This window comes from Nitrospira sp., from assembly GCA_016788885.1.
Taxonomy (GTDB): Bacteria; Nitrospirota; Nitrospiria; order Nitrospirales; family Nitrospiraceae; genus Nitrospira_A.
Window position 1 is genome coordinate 82,573 of sequence record JAEURX010000014.1, and the last position, 19,419, is coordinate 101,991.

The 19,419-nt window shown below is 58.6% G+C and carries 18 protein-coding genes; 10 read left to right on the plus strand and 8 right to left on the minus strand.

Annotated elements, in window-relative coordinates:
* Positions 1–5: 5 nt before the first annotated feature.
* The 8 genes from JNL86_04135 to JNL86_04170 all read right to left on the minus strand — a co-directional run bounded on the left by JNL86_04135 (position 6) and on the right by JNL86_04170 (position 12,364).
* Positions 6–1,148 (minus strand): response regulator, encoded by a 1,143-nt coding sequence (locus JNL86_04135; GenBank protein ID MBL8042087.1) that lies wholly within the window; start codon positions 1,146–1,148, stop codon positions 6–8.
* A 185-nt stretch (positions 1,149–1,333) separates the two neighbouring features.
* On the minus strand, positions 1,334–2,746 hold the full coding sequence (locus JNL86_04140) for a sigma-54-dependent Fis family transcriptional regulator (protein MBL8042088.1): 1,413 nt from the start codon (positions 2,744–2,746) through the stop codon (positions 1,334–1,336).
* 1 nt (position 2,747) lies between these two features.
* The gene (locus tag JNL86_04145) at positions 2,748–4,031 is read right to left on the minus strand and encodes a hypothetical protein (GenBank protein ID MBL8042089.1); all 1,284 of its coding nucleotides are present in this window, start codon (positions 4,029–4,031) and stop codon (positions 2,748–2,750) included.
* A 105-nt stretch (positions 4,032–4,136) separates the two neighbouring features.
* Positions 4,137–8,339, minus strand: coding sequence for a PilZ domain-containing protein (locus tag JNL86_04150; GenBank protein ID MBL8042090.1), 4,203 nt, complete (start codon positions 8,337–8,339; stop codon positions 4,137–4,139).
* A gap of 376 nt (positions 8,340–8,715) precedes the next feature.
* Positions 8,716–9,717 carry a hypothetical protein gene (locus JNL86_04155; protein ID MBL8042091.1) on the minus strand — a complete coding sequence of 334 codons (1,002 nt, stop codon included), beginning with the start codon at positions 9,715–9,717 and terminating at the stop codon, positions 8,716–8,718.
* 74 nt (positions 9,718–9,791) lie between these two features.
* Positions 9,792–10,655 (minus strand): nuclear transport factor 2 family protein, encoded by an 864-nt coding sequence (locus JNL86_04160; GenBank protein ID MBL8042092.1) that lies wholly within the window; start codon positions 10,653–10,655, stop codon positions 9,792–9,794.
* Positions 10,656–10,782: 127 nt separating this feature from the next.
* On the minus strand, positions 10,783–11,589 hold the full coding sequence (locus JNL86_04165; GenBank protein MBL8042093.1) for a serine/threonine-protein phosphatase: 807 nt from the start codon (positions 11,587–11,589) through the stop codon (positions 10,783–10,785).
* Between the two features lies 1 nt (position 11,590).
* A complete protein-coding gene (locus tag JNL86_04170; GenBank protein MBL8042094.1) occupies positions 11,591–12,364 on the minus strand; it encodes a ribonuclease H-like domain-containing protein in 774 nt (257 codons plus the stop codon).
* A gap of 129 nt (positions 12,365–12,493) precedes the next feature.
* Between JNL86_04170 and JNL86_04175 the strand changes: the two genes are divergently transcribed.
* From JNL86_04175 to JNL86_04220, 10 genes are all read left to right on the plus strand, one after another.
* Positions 12,494–12,892, plus strand: a complete 399-nt coding sequence (locus tag JNL86_04175; protein MBL8042095.1) for a hypothetical protein — start codon at positions 12,494–12,496, stop codon at positions 12,890–12,892.
* Positions 12,893–12,938: 46 nt separating this feature from the next.
* Positions 12,939–13,220, plus strand: coding sequence for a DUF507 family protein (locus JNL86_04180; GenBank protein ID MBL8042096.1), 282 nt, complete (start codon positions 12,939–12,941; stop codon positions 13,218–13,220).
* A 49-nt stretch (positions 13,221–13,269) separates the two neighbouring features.
* A complete protein-coding gene (locus tag JNL86_04185; GenBank protein MBL8042097.1) occupies positions 13,270–13,545 on the plus strand; it encodes a DUF507 family protein in 276 nt (91 codons plus the stop codon).
* 135 nt (positions 13,546–13,680) lie between these two features.
* Positions 13,681–14,121: a tetratricopeptide repeat protein gene (locus JNL86_04190; protein MBL8042098.1), complete on the plus strand. Its 441-nt coding sequence runs from the start codon at positions 13,681–13,683 to the stop codon at positions 14,119–14,121.
* A gap of 42 nt (positions 14,122–14,163) precedes the next feature.
* Positions 14,164–14,631, plus strand: coding sequence for a thioredoxin-dependent thiol peroxidase (gene bcp, locus JNL86_04195; protein ID MBL8042099.1), 468 nt, complete (start codon positions 14,164–14,166; stop codon positions 14,629–14,631).
* 34 nt (positions 14,632–14,665) lie between these two features.
* Positions 14,666–14,914: a hypothetical protein gene (locus tag JNL86_04200; protein MBL8042100.1), complete on the plus strand. Its 249-nt coding sequence runs from the start codon at positions 14,666–14,668 to the stop codon at positions 14,912–14,914.
* Positions 14,915–14,962: 48 nt separating this feature from the next.
* Entirely contained in the window at positions 14,963–15,820 is an 858-nt protein-coding gene (locus tag JNL86_04205) for a hypothetical protein (GenBank protein MBL8042101.1), read from the plus strand.
* Positions 15,821–16,051: 231 nt separating this feature from the next.
* Positions 16,052–16,831: an enoyl-ACP reductase gene (locus JNL86_04210; protein MBL8042102.1), complete on the plus strand. Its 780-nt coding sequence runs from the start codon at positions 16,052–16,054 to the stop codon at positions 16,829–16,831.
* An 82-nt stretch (positions 16,832–16,913) separates the two neighbouring features.
* Positions 16,914–17,792 carry a hypothetical protein gene (locus JNL86_04215; GenBank protein MBL8042103.1) on the plus strand — a complete coding sequence of 293 codons (879 nt, stop codon included), beginning with the start codon at positions 16,914–16,916 and terminating at the stop codon, positions 17,790–17,792.
* A 42-nt stretch (positions 17,793–17,834) separates the two neighbouring features.
* Positions 17,835–19,382 carry a hypothetical protein gene (locus tag JNL86_04220; GenBank protein MBL8042104.1) on the plus strand — a complete coding sequence of 516 codons (1,548 nt, stop codon included), beginning with the start codon at positions 17,835–17,837 and terminating at the stop codon, positions 19,380–19,382.
* Positions 19,383–19,419 lie beyond the last annotated feature (37 nt).

A 19,419-nucleotide genomic window follows, 5' to 3' on the forward strand; every position in this document is an offset into this window, starting at 1 on the left:
CCGGGTCAGCTTGCCGGTGAGGTTTTGGCGATGGCAAGGGCCGGGAGTGAGGATTTGCATTCCCGCACGACCTGTGCAAACAGCTCCGCCAGTTTCGGATCAAAACGCGTATCCGCCTCGAGCAAAATTTGTCGGATCGCGTCCTCAATGGATGTCGGCTGGTGTCCGGGTATGTCGACCGTGAGGTTGTCGAACGCCTGTGCGATGGCGACGATACGAGCCAGGAGCGGAATCCCTTCCCCTTCGAGCCCGTGAGGGTTCCCTACACCATCGAACCGTTCGTGATGGTAGGACACGATTTGCCCCACCTCTGCCTGAAAGCCCAGCGGCACGAGCATGCGAGCTCCGGCCTCTGAATAGTCTCTCACTCGCACGCCGGTTCTGGGGGCGTCATCGTCATCCGGCGAGTATTTGTAGTTGGCGAGGCTGATCTTGCCGATGTCGTGCAGGAACGCGCCCAGTGCCAACGCCTTTTGGTCGGGAAGGGGCAAGTTTAATTGATTGGCGAGGAGCGAGGCATAAAAGCTGACCCGGCTGCAGTGGTTCAGCAATTGTCGATCTTTGGCTTCGAGCAGATCGGAGAGCAGCGGGATCAGCGCGGTGACATCCGCCGCAGGGCCGACGGTCTCGCTCGTCGTCGTGCCGATTGCGAAATAGTTGGTTTGTAGATCCTTCCATGCCTGCACCGCTTCTTGCTCGCTGCCCCACAAGGTCGCCGAGGTTCTCAAAAATGATCGCAGGTAATCCAACCGCTGCTTCTTCTCCAGCGTTTGGTTGATCAACGTGATCAACTCGGTGACGTTGAATGGCTTGAGCAGATATCCGGCCGCTCCGTGCCGAATGCCCTCCATCGCCGACTTCAAACTGCCGTAGCCGGTGATGATAATGACCTCGATATCCGCGTAGTCCTGTTTGATGTCTTGTAAGAGGTCGATGCCCTGGCGGTCGGGAAGTTTCTGATCCAGGGTGATCAGGTCGATATGCTGGTCTTTGAGCACCCGGAGGGCGGACTTGGCGTTGTCGGCTGAGTGGATCGTGAAGAAGGGACGAAGTATGACTTTCAGCGCGTCTCGCGGTCCAGTCTCGTCATCGACGACGAGAACCGATGGTTTACCCCCGACGCGTTCGCTTGATGACTGAGTGCCCATTCAGAGTGCTCCCGAGTGCATTGCAAACTGTCACGGTTATCAAAACGCAAAACGTGTACCGCCTGAATTCGCTGTGATTGGGAATATATAGCAGGTCCTTGTCACTCAGGCCACTAGATATTTACCGTAGGGTGTTAGCCTTGAGGAAATGAGACCAATGCCAGGCACGGTTGTGCCAGACTGTGTCACTCCTGAGGCAGTGCCGGCTCTGAATGTCCTCCGGTATCAGGCCTGCTGATTCCCAAGGTGTCCATGCGATATTTCAACATGCGGCGGCTGATGCCCAGCATGGTGGCCGCATGCGTTTGGACGTATGTGGTTCGCTTGAGCGCATCCAGAATGATTTCGCGTTCGAACTCCATCACGGCCTTTTCCAGCGACATGCGCCCGGCGAGTGTGTCATCACGAAGCGAACTCGAGCGGGTGTCGGTTCGTAGGATATTGGGAAGATGTTCGGGCGTGATGACCTGTGAGCCTTTCGACCAGATGAACGCCTGTTCGATGATGTTCTCCATCTCACGGACGTTTCCGGGCCATGGATAGTGCGAGATGAGTTCCAGCGCATCCTTGGTGAATTCTTGCGGCGGGCGTTTTTCTTCTTCGATGCGTTTCGCGAGAAAGTGTTTGGCCAATAGGGCGATGTCCTCGCCGCGTTCGCGCAGGGGAGGCAGGTAGAGCGCGATGACGTTGATGCGATAATAGAGGTCTTCGCGGAATTGGTTTTTCCGAACCATGTCATCGAGATTCTTGTTGGTTGCGGCAACAATCCGGACATCGACCTTGATGGACTGCACGCCGCCGACCCTGGTGAATTCCCGCTCCTGCAGGACGCGTAGCAGCTTGGCTTGTGTGGCCGGGCTGAGGTCGCCGATTTCGTCGAGGAACAGGGTCCCGGTATTCGCTAATTCGAACTGCCCCACACGTCGGGCCGTGGCATCGGTGAACGAGCCTTTTTCGTGGCCGAAGAGTTCACTTTCGATGAGTGTTTCCGGCAAGGCCGCACAATTCAGGGCGATGAATGGGCGATCGCGGCGTGCGCTGTTGTAGTGAATGGCTTTGGCGACCAGTTCCTTGCCGGTGCCGCTCTCGCCGGTGACCAGGACGGTGGTGCGACTGTCTGCCACCTGTTCGATCTTTGCGTAGATCTCCTGCATGGACGGGCTCTTGCCGATCAGATTGTGGAATGCGTAGCGTTGCACGACCTGGGCGCGCAACTGGCGGACTTCCTGTTCCAACTCCTTCTTGCCCAGGGTGCGTTCGATCACGATTTGGAGTTCTTCGACATCGAACGGCTTGGAGAGATAGTCGGCGGCTCCGAGTTTCATGGCGTCGACGGCTGTTTTCACCGCTTTGGTCCCGGTCAGCATGATCACAGGCACGGTGCGATTCTCGGTGCGCATGGCCTGCAGGGCCGACAGCCCATCAGCGCCCGGAAGGATGACATCCAGGAGAACCAGATCGGGGGCTTCGGCCTTGAAGATGCGGAGTCCCTCGGCGGCATCGGGCGCCTCCAGGATCTCATAGGTCGGTTCCAGCACTGTTCTCAGCGAGGCGCGTACTCGTGGCTCATCATCGACAAGTAGTACTCGTTTCTTCATGTTACTCCCGTGCTGCTGAACCTGCGGCGCCTGCATCCGACACCGGAAGATTGACGGAAAACGTGGAACCGACCCCGACCCTGCTTTCGACTGTCAGTGTCCCGCCATGTTCTCGGACGATCTGATGCGCAGTGGTGAGACCAAGACCGGCCCCATCGCCCGCACTGTTTGAATGTTTCGTGGTGAAAAATGGATCGAAAATATGCTCCAGATGTTCGGACGCAATGCCGCAGCCCTCGTCCTCGACCTGCAGTTGAACCCAGGGCGTGCGGCCGCTCTGCGCTACCGGTCGCGTGTGGATGCGGATGTGGCCATGACCTGTGGACATGGCGTCGATGGCATTCAGGAGAAGATTCAACAGGACCTGTTTGATTTGTTGGCGATCGAGCAAGAGAAGGGGCAAATCCGGAGACAGAAGGGTCTGCAATTCAATACCGCGCCGCGTTGCTGTGGACGAGACGAAGCCGATGCATGACGCCACAAGCTCGTTCAAGTCCACTTCCGATGGTTGGGGGATCATGTAGCTGGCGTAGTCGAGAATTTCATGGAGGAGGCGTTCGATCCGGTGAATGTCTTCGAGTGCAAGCGTGCTGAACTCTTTGATGAAGACCGGATCCTGCTGTCGTTGGGGCGCCAGTTGGACGAACGTCTTGATGGAGGTGAGTGGGTTTCGGATCTCGTGGGCAAAGCCGCCGGCCATAATCTCCAATGAGCGGAGGCGATCGGTACGTCTCATCAGGGTGGACGAGCGGCGGAGATCATCCTGAGCCAGATAATGGTCCAGCGTCGTGCCTGCGATGCGCGCCATGGTTTCGATGAGAGCCCGCTGGTCGTCTTGGGAGAACGTATCATCCGCGATTGGCCCAAGGGTGCAGAGGCCGAGCAGTGTTGTCTTGCTCCGGAATGCAAGGCAGAGCATAGCGCTGGTTGCAGTCATGGCTTGGCCCGATGGCGACACGGGAGAATCATCTGATTGGATGACTGAATCTTTGTCGGCAAGCGCCTGTAGGAGCGGGTGATCACCTGCCAGCAGAAGGGGCAATGCAGAAGAGCCCTCCTGTCCACACGACGCGTTCAATCGATAGTGGCTACCGTCGGTTTCCCGTATCCATAAGGCACCCTGTGGGAGCTGTGCCTGTTGAGAGAGGCCGGCCAAGATGACATCGCCCAGGCGCGGAAGATCGGATGTCCCTCCCACGGCTTCGGAAAACTCGTTGATGATGTTGAGTATTTCCACAGAGCCTTGAAGAGTGGAGCGCTGCCGACTGGACGGGTGGAGTGTCATAGTCCTGCACAGGAAATGCCAGGCTGCACACCTGGCTGCTCACGGTGTCGCCAGACTACTGCACGTTTTGTGCTAGTGAGTGAAGTATATATGTGAGGTATGGATTCAGCCAGCGGAATCAGGTTTTTCGGCGGCGGCGAGAAGAAGCTGGCCCGAGAGTGCCCGCAAGACTCGCGGCGGGACAGGCGTGATCTGTGCCAGGTAGCTGCTTACGCTGTCCTCTTCGAAGGCGTGCAATTGTCCGATGCGGAGGCCCATGCAGCACTGGGCCATCCGATTCAGGGTCGTGCGAGCCTCTCCTGCGAAGGCATTCATTCCAAGTTCCGGTAGAGATGGGCGGTACAGGCGCGCCACATCTGCCGAGGGCGTAAACGCGCTGACGACGAGTCTTCCTCCGGGCTTGAGCACCCGGAACAACTCCCGTAGCGCGTGAAGCGGAGAGTGCGCAAAGCTCAACGAGAGAGTTGCGACAATACGATCGAAGGAGTGATCGGCAAACGGCAGCGCTTCTACGGAGCGGCTGAGTGTCCACTGACGTGTGATCGGTGTGGCCCCCGACATACGACCGGAGAATAATTGATCGACGTGTTGGAGGGCGTTTGCGGTTGCCTCGCGTGCGTGGACTAGCGCGGGGGGTGAGAAGTCAACACCGACATAGTGGAGTCGCTCGTCGGGTCGCCAGGTTTGAGCACGAAGCCGGTAGGAGAGATTGAGCAGCAGCAACCGCGCGAATGAGTGCATGCCGCATCCGACATCGAGGAGTGTGAGGTTTCCTTCAAGTGGCTGGAGCAGTTGGTAGACCTGATCCACCGCATGCCAGTGTGCGGGGAGTTCATCCATGGTGTAGGTCAGGCCTGAGTAGGTGTTCCAAAGGCGTTCGCGTCCGGCAGTCCCCAGTGAGTGCGTGATGCGTATGCGATCCTGTTCTAAGCGAGCACGAGTGGATGCGGCCTGGGAGACATTTGATGGGGTGACGGACTCTCGCGGTGCGTGCCCCGGATGACAGAGTTGTGCCAGATACTGGGATCCAGCGGCGAGTATCGACGGCGCAAACCCGCCGGTCATGTGAGCTGGAGTGGGAAGGCTCACTGTCCTGGCTCTTGGGCTGAGCGTACTCAGTGCATTGTCCAGGGTAGGAGATGACGGTGCAGGAATGGAACAATCGACTGCCGCGTCTCCTGTCGTGAGTATGACCACGTCGGTGGCGCAGTGCGAGAGCTCTCCCTGGAGTGAGGCCGTAGTTGCATACTGCGAGACAACTGCATCGGCCAGGAAGTGGTCGATATCTAACGGTAGCCCTAACAGATTCCCCAATCCCAGACTGGTACCCGCGAGGTGTTCTTGCACTAGATCTCGCTGATGGAGGGTGACAAGACACCGTTGGAGGTCGAGTGTGGGATTGAGGAGGATCAGTTGATGCATGCGTCTGTGCCAATCTTGGCGTCGCAACGCGATTCTTCCGAGGAGGTCAGGCGCGATCAGCGTGAGTGGCGTCCCCGGCCATTGTCTATGGATGTAGGTCATGACCGCATCGAGATCGTCCTCCAGGGAGGTGAAGGTCGTGTGGGAAGGATCTCCGTCGCTGAGGCCAATGTGCCGACTGTGATCGTATCGCAAGACTCGAAGTCCGGTATTGGCAAGGGCGTAGGCAACGGGCACATAACTCTGCTGCGTCGTCCCGTATCCAGGGCAAAGCAGGACCAGGGGGGATTGTGCCGTTGTGGCATGGCTCGACCAGTCATGCGATAACGCAAGTCGATGCCCTGCATGATTCTGTACCGTGTGAGTCTCCGTGAAGATGGGGGCATCTGTAAGAGACATAAACCGGTCATGAAAGAGACTGCTGTGTTCAGCGATGATGTTTCGAAGGTGGTGCTCCTGCGCAGGAGACAGATGGTTGAACCGTACCCCGATACAGGCAGTTCTGTGCCCGACCTGACTGAGAGGTGAACGCGCGGCCTGCCGTCGTGGCCGTCTCCACACAATACGCACTGCCCACGGTTCCGGGGTCGCGTGTGGTTCATGGTTCTCGGGGGAAGGCTGGCTTGGTTCGATCGGTCGCACATAGAGCGTGGAGTCAGTTTCCATTGGGTCGAATCCCTCAGGTAGCTCGAGGCATGCCCCATCCAGGCTGAGATTCATCATGCGCCCGTGGAGTCGGCTGGTCGAGTCGTGTGACTCTACAAACTCCACGGGATGGGGAAATGTGACTCGAGTCGTCTCTCGGCGTTCCGTTGTGGGCTCCGCGAGAGATAGAAGGGGTGGGGATGCGGGCTCGACTGCAGTAGCGGAAGGAAGGATCAAACCCTCGAAGGTGACGGTTGTGGAACCGTCCTGTAGACCTTCGAGCAGAGAGCGGAGCACGTTGCGGTCCCGATCGACGTTGATTGTAAACGAAACGGCGAACTCCTTCATGGTGGGGAGTGGAACGCTTGCCTGGTCCGGGGAGCGTTCGTGCACGATACCTTGTAACTCAAGGAAGCTTACCGGTGTCTTAATGACGATATAGGCCGGTTGTAGATGAATCGATGCCGAGATGTCACGAATGGTGAAGAGTGCTCCACCGGTGCTCATATTGCGCAAGACGCCACGAAGGGTGGTCCCGCCGATCGACAATTGAACGGGAAGGGACAATGGCCGCCGTTCGGATCGGCGCCGCTCAGCCCTGGTAGGGGATGACTGTTGCATTCGGTGTTGCGCTCTCGTGCCGGCGCGAGACAGGTCCCTTGGGGCAGATGCCTGGTGTTCGGAAACGGAGACTACGGGGGGATGTTCTGCCCAGGCAGGAATATGGACCGAAATGGTGAGGCCTCTGTCTCGGGCGTGCTCGATGTGAATGCTGCCCCCGTGGGCCTGAACAATTCTGTGGGCATGGAGGAGTTGTTCTGCCGACACCTGGGGCTGTGGTGCATCGTTCGACGGCGCCTCTCTGTCTGTCACTGCTCCGCGGATCGTAAAGCTCACGAATGCAGGTGTGGTGTCACCCTGTGTCGCGCTGTTGCCCTGGGCAGTCGATCGGCTGCTGAGGTCGATGGTTCCTGTCTCTAGGATAAGGTGGGCGGGCTCGTGACCAGTCGAGACGCACTGTCTTGCAAAATCGATGAGGATGTGTGCGAGGTTGTTGATGTCTACGTGTGAACCCCAAATAGCCGGGAGCTGTTCTCCCAAATAGCTCGTAAGCCTGATTCCTTCCCCGTCCTGACTCCGTTGGGCCGTCTGCGCAACGGTGTGGAGAATGTCGTTCAAATTAAGGGCGGTCAATTCGGTGGGGTGGGCATACATGACCTGAGCAAGTTGATGACTCAGCTGGTTTGCGTGTGAGGCTTTGGCGACCATCGTTTCGACATGCTGTTCAATTCTGCTGTGCTGGATGGAGGTCAGCAACCGCTGGGAGTCCTGGAGTAGGGTGGTAAGAGGCTGTTGCAATTGGCGAGACACTCGAGCGGCTTCACGCGTGAGTGTGAGTTGCCGATCGGTTTCCTGAAGGCGAGATTCCAACTCCGTCAGACGATTCTGTTGGGCTTTCTCATGCGAGAGGTCGTGGAGTAGCCCGACGGTGCCCAGATAGCGGTTGGCGGAATCAAAGAGCCCCTTTGCCGATACTTCAACGCTTACCGACAGGGACGGAGCATCAGGAATCGGCTTGCGGTGAAGTGTGAGTTCCAGTTTCCGTGTGGAGCGACTTCCCGCCCGACGTTCGTTCAGCCGGAACCGCGCCATCTGTTCCTGTTGCGGAGGGAGCAGCATCGAATAGTGCCGACCTGCGAGTTCTTCTGGGCCATACCCGAGTAAGGTCGTCACGGTCGGACTCACATAGACAAATCGACCTTCCGCATCAAGCTCATATAACAGGTCGTCGAGCGTTTCAATGAATCGCAGATGTCGCTGGAACGTGTGGTCCAGTTTCATCTGGAGGTCACGTTTTTCGACGGCTTCCTGCACGGAGAACAACAGTTCAGTGATGAATCCAGGCGATTGCTTGAAAAGCAGGAAGTCTGCTCCGTTCTGGAGGGCTTGGACGGCAGTGCCCGAATCACTCTCGTTCGTCTGGAGCAGGATCGCTGAATAGGGAGCATTGCGGCGCAGGCGGGCGATCAGGTCCATGCCGCGCTCCGGGGCCAATTCCTGATCAATCAGGATAATGTGCCAGTCTCCCTGCTGACTGAAGGTCAATGCGTCATCCGAAGAGTAGCCGGCTTCGATGCGACAACCGGAGAAAAACGCGCGCAAGCTGGTGGTCACCAGCTTGATTTCTTCGGGGTGTTCGTTGATGAGGAGGATGTTGAGCGACGATTCCGGCAAGGACATGGAGGATCTCATGCTCGTCACGCAGAGGTGCGATCACGGTGCCCGGTGCCTGCGCTGCAAGAACTCGGGCCTGCACCGCCATACAGTGATGAACATGCTTTCCCGGGCAAAGGGACTTTTGAGACCGCGGAAGGCAGGTCAATGTGCATGGATGGTTCAATATCATACACCTTCTTGAGAATCCCAGTCCGCTGCCAGAGGGGGCGGTTCTACTTCCGTAGGGGCGATAGGCGGAATGAGTCAACAGAATCAGCCATAGGTGGCTTCTTATAGAGGCGGTCCGACAGGGAGTGGAACGAAAGGTCGGAGTGGGAGGAAAATGTGTGCGGGCTGGGCCACCGCAGAGCAGCCTGTGCGGTGGCCCGCTGCGCTGCGCTTAGTGCGCCGCCGCAGTGTTTGTGCTTTGCGGACAGACTCCCGGCGTCATGTAGAGCAGATAGTTTCCCATCCCGTGCTGAATGTTCGGGTTGTGCAAGGGGTGGTGGTGAACCATCACCATTTCATAGTCATCCTGTTTGGTGACGGTGAATCCCTTTCCGTCCCGATAGACTTGATGGGGGAGGAAGTCTCGGAAGGTCCCATCCGCATCGACTTCGGGAACGGTGCGGAGGAGCGTCTGCTGAGAGGTTTTGTTTTCAAGTGCGACCATGAGGAGCTCGTCGTGGCCGTGAGGATAGGCGAACTTGACGCAGCCGTCCATGTTGAACTTCAGTGGCGCCGAGAGCACCGAGACCCCGGGCTTAATTTCGATGCCTTCGTCCGTTTGATCTGCTCCCCGTTGTGCGAATTTGCTGTAGCAGACGATGTTGACGCCCACCTGGTAGACGTCCATTTCCTGTACTTTCGTGCCTTTTGGCGCGACATACATCGTGAACCGAGCCATCACATCCTTCGTGGGAGGCGCCTTATGGTAAAAGGCCACCACTGACATGAGGTTTTGCCCCTTTCCGAGCTTGACCCCATAGCCTTCGGGAAAACGCGCTTCGGTCATTTCCAGGCCGGCTCCGGCGAAAAACAGGGGTTCGCCGTCGCACGACACGCTGGGTTTGTCATTGTTCAGCATAAGAATGTGATGGAGATAGTTCTTGGGGAGTGGCTTGCCGTCCTTTGTAAACACCTCAGACTTGTACCCGATCATGTAGGTGTCGTCGGGCAACTGAAAGACCTTCTTGGGCATGCTGGATGCCAAATCACCATCGTGGCCGGTGGGGAGGTCGACCGGGCCGAAGGTTAACGTGACGGTGTGATCGTCGACGGTCAACGTGGTTTGCCCCAGGCTTGGCATGGTGGGGACGGCGTGATGCGCGTGCCCACCGTCGGCGTAGGCTCGACCGGTAATTCCTAAGAGTAAGACCATCAGTAATAGCACACGATTCATAGCGCCTCCTCGTTGTAACAAACCGGCCTGTGGTGAAAGTCGATGAAACGATGTGGGCAAGCGCCATCCGTCGGCTACGGAGCCGGAGGGGGCGGGGTGAGTCGTTTCCAGAGATACGTGCCGCCATGCTGCCGGGGCGGGATATTATTCCTGTTGCCGACACGCACATACCACCAGATCCCTTTCGCCTCCCTGGCATCCTCCGAGAGGATCACTTCGAAGGCGCCTTCCCGGTCGTTCCCGGTTTGTTTCCAGGTGCCTTGCCAGCGGCGATCATCGTAACTCGTGGTGGTGAATTGCCCCTCTTGCCAGGTGTACGGGCCATTCCCTTGTCCGTCTAGGGTCGCGACATATTTCTTGTTGTCTTCGATTTCCGTCACTTCCCATTGCCCGCTGAGATCGATGCCGTTCGGCACAGGCTGTTGGGTATCCGACGCCCGGTGAACACGAGCAGAGGTGTCGGCGGCCGGCCCGTTGTCGCTGTCGTGATGGCGAGTGGACTCGTGCCAGGCCACCAGGATCCAGCGACCATCTCGCCGCTCCATGACACCTGTTTCGCGCAGCGGGAGGATCATGCGCTGGGTGAGATCCGCAGGGTCGGCATAACGGATATAGTTCAATTCCATCGCAAACCAGGCGATATCACCCTTGCTCCACATCTGCAGGCTGGTGATAGGAATGTCCAGTTTGGTGACGGAATCGAATTCGCTGCGCATGTCGCTGGCGAGGTCAGGCCATCCTACGTATTTTCTTCCGTCGAGTGTGTACCCGATGGCATCGGTGTCATGGGACATGTAGTGCGACATCGTGGCAAGGTCCCGCTCGGCGTTCGCTCGCACCAGGGCGCGCAGGGTGGCCTCGGGCCCGACAGGCTCTGCCGCTGCTGCCGCGGACATGCCGAGGAGTCCGAAGAGCCCGCTCAGCAACAGGCAGCTCAAGATCGATCGAGGGGTTGTGGAGGCGGTGCAGGGTTGCGTGCTCATTCGTCTGAAAGACTGCGGATCACGGGACTCGTGAGATTACGAGCCATGATGAGGTGAGGCTACCTGCTGCCTTGAGGTGGTGTCAATGCCTATTTGCCTGCTTCGTGGTGTCAACCACGGAACAGGTGACAACGGTGACGTTATCGATGCCGCCTCGCTCAATCGCCGCTCGGATCAGTGCCTGGGTCGAGTCATGGGCATCGTGAAGGCGGGGGCGCACGATGTTGAGAATCTCCTCGTCGGTCAGCATAGTGGTGAGACCGTCGGAACAGAGTAGCAGCAGGTCTCCGTTCTGCAGATCAGAGGAAAAGAGGTCGCTTTCCAACGTCGGCCCAACTCCCATCGCGCGGGTCAACACGTGCCGATCCGGGTGATGCGCGGCTTGGGCGGGTGTCAGCCGTCCCTCTCGGATGGAGTCTTCAAGCAACGTATGGTCTCGCGTGAGTTGGATGATGGTGCCGGCCCGGATCAGATAGGCGCGACTGTCGCCGACGTTCAGGACGAGGAGGCGTGGGTGAGCCAACGGCAGTAGATGGGCCATCACGAGTGTGGTGCCCATGCCATAGACGGCTCGGTTTCGTTCGGCGTGAGATCGGACGGCCGTATGGGCTTGTTCAGCCATCGTGGTAAGGAGAAATCGTCCCTGTTGCTCCGCGTGGTTGTGAGCGCTATCGATGCCGCGGCAGAGGGTCGGAGCGAAATCCGCGAGGATGTCGACGACCAGACGGCTCGCCACCTCTCCACCGGGGTGGCCACCCATGCCGTCTGCCACGGCCCACAGCCGACGTCGATTGTCGACCAGGAACGAATCCTGATTGGTGGTCCGGACCAATCCTGGATCGGTTTGTCCATAGCCCGCCCACTCCCACTGATTCTGCTGATGTTCCATGTTATCCGTGGTGGGTCGGCCAGGGAGGTCCGTACCGCAAGGCGAGTTGGTCGTAGAGGGAGGTCGCCAATGGCTCCAGGTTTCTCGTGTCGGCGGCATTGTAACGGACGAGTTGATCCAGCGCCGCGTCGTTGCCTGCGCGGGATTGATGCCAGAGTCGAACGGCTTCCATGCCATCAAGTTCCAGCAGGTCGGATTCTCGCGCGATGTTCAACTCCTTCTCGATGGATTTGAGTCCGCCGCGTAACCCAACGCGTCTGGCAGCAAAGCAGAGATCAAAGTGCGGAAGCCCGACTTGCAAGCCGGTGAAGCAGGTTTGCAGATAGGGCATGTCGAAGACGGTGCCGAAGAAGGTGATCAACAGGTCGGCTTGATCCAGTTCCTCTTGAATGGCAGCCTGGGTCAGGGAGTCGCCGTGGATCAGCGTGCGCATGTGTCCCTGACGGTACAGCCCCACGACGGTCACGTGCCCCTCGCGGGCCGAGAGCCCGGTCGTCTCAATGTCGAGGTAGAGGGCCCGTGCGCCGAAGGTGGGAAACAGCCTCCAGTGGTCGCGAGCGTGCAGGCAGTCGGCAAAGTATCGTGCGTTGTGGCGATCCAGATGAGTTTGGGCAAGGGCGAGGTCCGCATCGTACGCGACTTTACGGGAAGGAGAGATGCCCGGTACCTGAGGTTCCCGACGGAACGTATCCCAGTCGGCGATGCCGCCTTCCCAGAGTCGCCGTTCAGTCGCGGGACCGATGCCGTTCAAATGCACGAAGGTGGAGTTCAGCATAGGCAGTCGAGACGCACTGTGAGTGGGATTGTAGCCTTGATTTCAGGGCATAAACAAGTTAGAGTCCGCGACTGGTGCGGAGTTTCGTCACTCTGGTGTTGCGCGAGTATTACGGCGAGGATGAGGGGTATGAGCACGAACGGCACAATGAAACGCATTCGAATCACAGTCGGCGGTGTCAAACTGGAGGCCGAGCTGAAGGGCACCAGAACGGCCGAAGAGCTCTATCGGGCCTTGCCGGCGGAAGGGCCATTGAATGTGTGGGGCGAAGAGTTCTATTTTAAAATTCCCGGCGTGAAAGATCATCGCGAAACGGCGACGACGCAAGTCAAAATCGGCGACGTGGCATTCTGGGGAGCCGGCCAGGTTCTGGCGATTTTCTTCGGTCGTACGCCCATGAGCATGGGGGCTGACCCTGTCCCTGCCGACCGGGTCAACGTCGTGGGACGGGTGCTGGGTGATGCGGCGACGTTGCGACAGGCGATGAACGCGAACACGATCCGGGTAGAACGAATCGAGCCGGCATAGCCCGTTGCGTAAAATTCTCTGAGGCTGATTCGAGAGGAGCGGTTTTATGAGGCTGGCCAAAGAGCGGGTTCACCATATGGCAGACTCGGTGGTCGCTCGATTGCACGAGTTGCAGTTTCTTGAGATCAGCGGAGATCGGAAGGCGCTTCGGGAGTCGTTGGAACACACGATGACTGAGGAACTGATGGTCGAAGATCGGTTGAACGCCGAAGTGCGCCGGATGATGCAACCCTACGAACGGCAAATCGAGCAGGGGCAAGTCGACTATCAGAAGATGTTTACGATGATCAAGCAGAAGCTGGTGCGTGAACGGGGGATCATCCTATAACGTTTTGGTCGGTGCCCGGACGGCGTCCTCACCGGAGGTGGTGCAGACAATGATCAGCGACGATAAAGCCAGTCACCTGGCCCATCTGGTGCTCGGTGCGCTGAAGAAGAGCCCGCAGTGTCGGCTGACCGAGGATGACGGGAAGGTCCTGCGCGAAATCAAACGCGTGGTGGCGGCGGAACTTGCGTTGGAAGAAGAGATCGACAAGAAGGTGCGCGCGAGACTGGCGTCCTATACCAGGCAGATTGTCGAGGGCAGCCCGGAGTGGGATGTGATGTATCGAAAAACCACTGAAGAAGAGCAGAAAAGGCGGGCGAAGCCGTAACGCGCCGGTGGATCAGGGCAATCGATATCCCCATCTTGCGTCTCACGTGAGTGAGCGGTCTGGAATGTCGGAATATCGCCGCGTCAGGGTCGCAGAGCCGAAGGGCAGCGGCGACCATATTTGAGAGGTTGTGTCATGCGAGTCAGTTTCTGGATGGCCCTATTTGCACTCACGCTGTTGATGGGGGCCTGTACCCATTCCAAGCCGAAACCGCTGGTTCCGTTGGAGTTGGCTTATGGGGCCAAACCCGACACCATTGCACTGAACGGCCAAGCAACCCAAGCGTTTCTGGCTGGTCAAATGGCGGAAGCCAAGAACCTGTTCGCTCAGGTGGTAGCAGCTGCCCCGGATTCGGGGCAAGCGCACTATAACTACGCGCTCAGCTTGAATGCCTTGGGGCAAACTGATCAGGCGCGGCAGGAATTTATCACCGCGGCGAATCTTGCCCCTGGGGATAAGGTCATCTGGGACTCGCCGGCGCTGCGCCCGTTCGGAAATCCCGAAGCGCCCAAGGGTCCGTCGAGAGAACATCCGTACGGCACGAGCCGGCCGACGATCGGCAGTGGCCCGCGTTAGCCGACGGAAGACATATTCGTTAAACAGAAGGACATCCCGCGTATGGCAAGTGAGTTAGCAGTGGGGGAGAAAGCTCCGGATTTTTCCCTGCCCGATCAGGATGGGAAGCCTGTGACGTTGAAGAGTTTCAAGGGCAAGCAGGTGGTCTTGTACTTCTATCCCAAAGACGATACCTCCGGCTGTACCAAAGAGGCCTGCGATTTTCGTGATTCCCTCACGCCCCTCACCAAGGCCGGCGCCGTGGTGGTCGGCGTTAGTAAGGATGGGAAGGCTGCACATCAGAAGTTTATTGCCAAGTATGAGTTGCCCTTCACGTTGTTGAGTGACGAAGACGCGGCGATCTGCACAGCCTATGGAGTCTATAAAGAGAAAAGCATGTACGGACGCAAGTACATGGGGATTGAGCGGAGCACATTCGTCATTGACGCGAGCGGCCGCATCAAAGCCGTGTTCCGGAAGGTCAAGGTTCCCGGGCATGTGGACGAGGTGTTGGCCGCGGTAACGGCGTAGCAGGAAGACGGGAACCGCGCCGTCGGCGCGGGCAATGGTGATGGACCCGCTGGAAAAAACGTCTCATGCCTGTCGTGCCGCCGCGTTGTCGCTCGTGCCGGGACTGGGCCATTTGTACATCGGCGAAAAACGCGGCGGGCCGCTGCTCATCGCGGGGCTCGTACTGATCGCCCTGTGGATGGGGCTCTTCTCGTTTGCCCTCGTGCCGTTGCTCGGGCTGATCGTGTTTTGCATGGGCGATACCTATCTCACCGTGAGCCGAGACCGCGGACTCCTTTCGTAACGACGCATCATGTGCCGATACCCACATCTCCCCCAAACTCTGCCTCTCGTGTCTCGTTTCGGGCTGCGCACACTGCTGCTGGTGCTGCTTGCATGGGCAAGCGTCTGTGCGAACGGAGAGGCAGCAGACAAGATTCCTGGTCTGCTGACCGTCCGAGACGCATTGACCCTGCCCAATCATCCGGTGCGTATCGATGCGCGACTAACTGCGGCGGGCCAGAGCGACGATCGGCCGCTGGCGGGCGTACTTCTTCATCTGCGCATCGATGGGAAGGCCATCGCGTCCCAAACCACCAACCAGGCCGGGCAGGTGTCCTTCGACTATCTGCCGAAGATGCGGGGGACCAATGTCATCAACTTGTCGGTCGATCCGGCAGCGACCGTATCGGCGGAGATGCGCGAAACCACTCTCTGTGTGTGGGAGCGCCGGCGGCCGATTGTGTTGGTCGAGTTGGAGTCGCTCATGCAGCCGGGGGCTGCGTCCTCCGCGCCGTCTGCCCCAGCGGGAAGCGTCGGGAGGCCCGCGGCAGAGCCGGTGCCTGATGCCGCGGACGAACTCTCGAAATTGACGCAGTATTACTACAATGTGGTCTATGTGCCGGGGAGTGAGTCAGCTTCGATGGGGAATGATGCCGCTCACACGCTGCGGCAGTGGTTGGTCTCGCATAAATTTCCACCGGGGTTTGTAGCGGTTCCGGGAACCGGCGGCCTGAGTGCGACGTTGGACGGTTTCAAGCAAGACGGATGGACGACGATGAAGTCGGGCATCGGGCGCACGCGGGCCTTTGCCGATACGCTCCTGCAGCATCGCTTAGAGGTGGTCGTGGTTCCGGAACTGCCAAAGGGCGAACTGCCGCGCAAAGCCAAGGGGGCTCACGATTGGAAAGACGTGCGAAAGAAGCTATGAGCAGGACGGAGTGCCGTTCTTGCTCGCGTACCACGCGGCTTCGGAACGCCCTCCCATGGGCAAAGGCCTCGCGCCGCGAACTGGGGTTGGGAGGGTAAGCATGCGGCGCAGTTGAAAGGGATACTCCCTTCTGCTCACCTTGGAGCAGCCGTGGCAATTCACTCCGCGGGCGAATCGTGTTATGTTGGGCGCCCGTCAGGGCGTGATCTCATTGAAGGAGCAGGAGCCGGTATGTTGTTAGAAGGTAAAAAGGGACTGATTATCGGTGTGGCGAACAAGCATAGCATCGCCTGGGCCATTGCACAGGCTGCCGCGCGCGAAGGCGCGCAGATGCTGTTCAGTTATCAGAACGAACGGTTGCGCGAAAACGTCGAAGAATTAGTCCAGACCCTCCCGGGCGCGTCGGCCTGCGTCTGTGATGTCGGAGATGACAATCAGATCGCCGCGATGATGAAACAGGCCTCAGAGAAACTCGGGCGGTTGGATTTTGTCGTCCATTCACTCGCCTTTGCGCCGCGCGAAGAATTGACCGGCGAATTTGTGAACACCACTCGCCAGGGATTTACGACGGCCCTCGACGTGAGCGCCTATTCTCTCGTTGCCGTCACGCGGGCGGCGATGCCGTTGATGACGGAAGGTGGTTCAGTCGTCACGCTGACCTACCTCGGCAGCGAGCGCGTGGTTCCGCACTACAATGTCATGGGCGTCGCCAAAGCCGCGCTTGAAGCGACGGTGCGGTATTTGGCCCACGATCTGGGACCGAAGAATATCCGGGTGAATGCCGTCTCTGCCGGACCGATCAAAACGCTGGCGGCGCGCGGTGTGTCCGGGATCAGCAAAATGGTCGATCACCATCGCGCATTCGCGCCGCTTCGGCGGGCGACGGAGCAGGGCGAAGTGGGCGACACGGCGCTGTTCCTCGTGAGTCCGTTAGGTCGCGGCATCACCGGAGAGGTGATCTACGTCGATGGGGGATACCATATTCTCGGCTCCCTGGCTTCTGTCGAATAGGAAGCCGACAATCCTGTCCGCCCGATCCCTGCTGCGCGTCGTCCTTGACTCATTCAAGGTGCGGCGGGCATGGAATCGGGCGGTGCTTTCTCCACTCATTCTTTTCCTCTGCCTGTTCATGTTCGACTCGGCGGGCCTGCCAATGCCTGCTCTCTCTGCCCAGCTCACCGCCAGAGAGGAAGATGGATTGATCGGAGCCGTTCAATCAGTTGAAACCATAGACAGTCTCCTGTCGCAAACCGACCGCTACGACCTGCAGGGTCGTATTCTCGAACGGGTTCAAGGCGGGAAAGAGGCATCCCAAAGCTTGTGGCCCCTGCGGTTTACCTATGTCTACGACCAGGAGGGAAGACGTCTGGCTGAAGTGATACGTGATGCACGAGGCGAGCTCGTGAAGGAGACCCGCGCCGTCTATGATGCGCAGGGGAATCGGTCCGCCGAGTTAGCGGCATGGGGCGACGGGACGTTTGAGAATGTGTCCCTCTATGAATACGACGAGTCGCGTAAGCTCCGGCGTGGCCTTCATTACAATGCGGTGCAGGTCGTCAACCGGAACCTCTATGCCTATGATGCCGCCGGACGCCTGATACATGAACGACTCGAGCGCAATTATCGATACGACGCGGACGGACATCAGGTGGTGACGACCACTCGTTTTGATGTGGGGCACGACGTCGCGATCACTTACGACGATCGCGGGCACGTGCGGGAAAAAGTCGTCTCGGATTTGCGAGGACGGAAACAAAGCCATTCGGAATTTCGCTACGATGAGCATGGCAGCCAGGTCGAGGAACGCAGCTATGATGCCGGGGGACGGCTCACCGATCGCAAGACATACCGGTATGAATATGATTCGGTAGGGAATTGGATCACAGAGATGTTTGAGTGGTGGGAACTGCATGACACTGATCCCCGGATCAAACAATCACATGTCCGCGAGCGTCGGATCACCTACTACTAACATTGCCGGGACAATACTCACGCTCAGGTTATGTCAGCATTCATGATGGAACGGCTGTTCGGGGTCTGTCGTAGTCTGTGGCGGATCCTGGATGCGCCAGGCACGGTCGGGCGGAGGACCATGGTACATCAGTCGAATCTGTTGAGCTGTGTTGTGGGCGTTCTGTTGCTCTGCGCTGGCGGTCACGCGCAAGTCTTGGCCGGAGAGGATTCAACGCCGCTACAGACCCGCGGCCCTCTTCGACAGTCGACTGACAACTCGCGATATTTCGCCGACGCGGAAAACCGGATCGTCTACGTGACCGGGTCTCACACGTGGGAAAACTTTCAGGATGTCACCGAGGTGTTCGACTATCCGGCTTATCTCGATCGGCTGACGGCTCTGCATCATAATTTTATTCGCTTGTGGGTCACTGAATCGATCCATTCGGACGGCGGGTGGCTCCTGAATCCTCCGGCCAATGAAAAGGATATCGCGCCGCTTCCGTATCTGCGGACTGGGCCCGGCCTTGCTCTGGACGGCCGGCCACGCTTGGATCTGTCCCGGTTCAATCCTGCGTATTTTGAACGGCTTCGCGCCAGGGTCCGGCAAGCGGGGCAGCGCGGCATCTATGTCTCTGTGATGTTCTTCCAGGGATTCAGCGTGGTCACGCCGGGAGCATGGAAGGCGCACCCCCTGAACGGTGGTAACAATGTGAACGGCATCGACGGCGACGCCAACGGCGACGGGCTGGGTTTGGAGGTGCACCGATCGCCTGGAGCTCCGGTGCTGCAGATTCAGGAAGCCTATGTGCGGCAGGTACTTGAGGCGCTGCACGACTTGGACAACGTCTTGTACGAGGTCGTGAATGAAGCGACCCCAGAGTCGGTCCCCTGGCAATACCAGCTCATTCGTTTTGTCAAACGGTATGAGCGTGAGCGAGGCTTCATGGCACATCCGGTCGGCATGACCTTCTTTCAACTCGGCGAATTCGGGGGCGGCGACAATCGCACCCTGTTCGAAAGCGAGGCCGACTGGATCTCGCCCGGCGGGTACACCAAATATGCGCGAAATCCCCCGGTCGTGGATGGACGTCACGTGCAGGTGCTGGATACCGATCATATCCACGGGATCGGCGGCGATCAGGACTACGTCTGGGAAAGCTTCATGCGAGGATATAACCCGATTTATATGGATCCATTTGATGCGGTCCATGAGTTGACCATTGGGGAGCCGGTGCTCAATGAGCCGCAGCACGAGCGCGCGCGAGTGGCGATGGGACAGGCGCGCCGGTGGGCCGATCGGCTCGACCTGAAGCGTGTGACTCCGCAGAGCGAACTGGCCTCGACCGGCTACTGCCTTGCTGATCGAGGGCGTGAGTACTTAATCTATATTCCTGCTGGCGGCGTGACCTCTGAATCCGACGAGGGGAAGGCGACTCGACCTGTGACCGTCAATTTGACCGGCGTAAGCGGCCCCTTCACCGTGGAGTGGATGGAATTCGAAACTGGACGCACGAAGCAGGAGGGTCTCCTCATCGGCGGGAGCGAGCGTATGCTCACTGTGCCTTTCTCGGGCGGGTCGCTGCTGTATCTTCGGAAGGCACGATAGGGACTGCTGCCGGCAGCTTCGGAGCAACGTGCCGCAA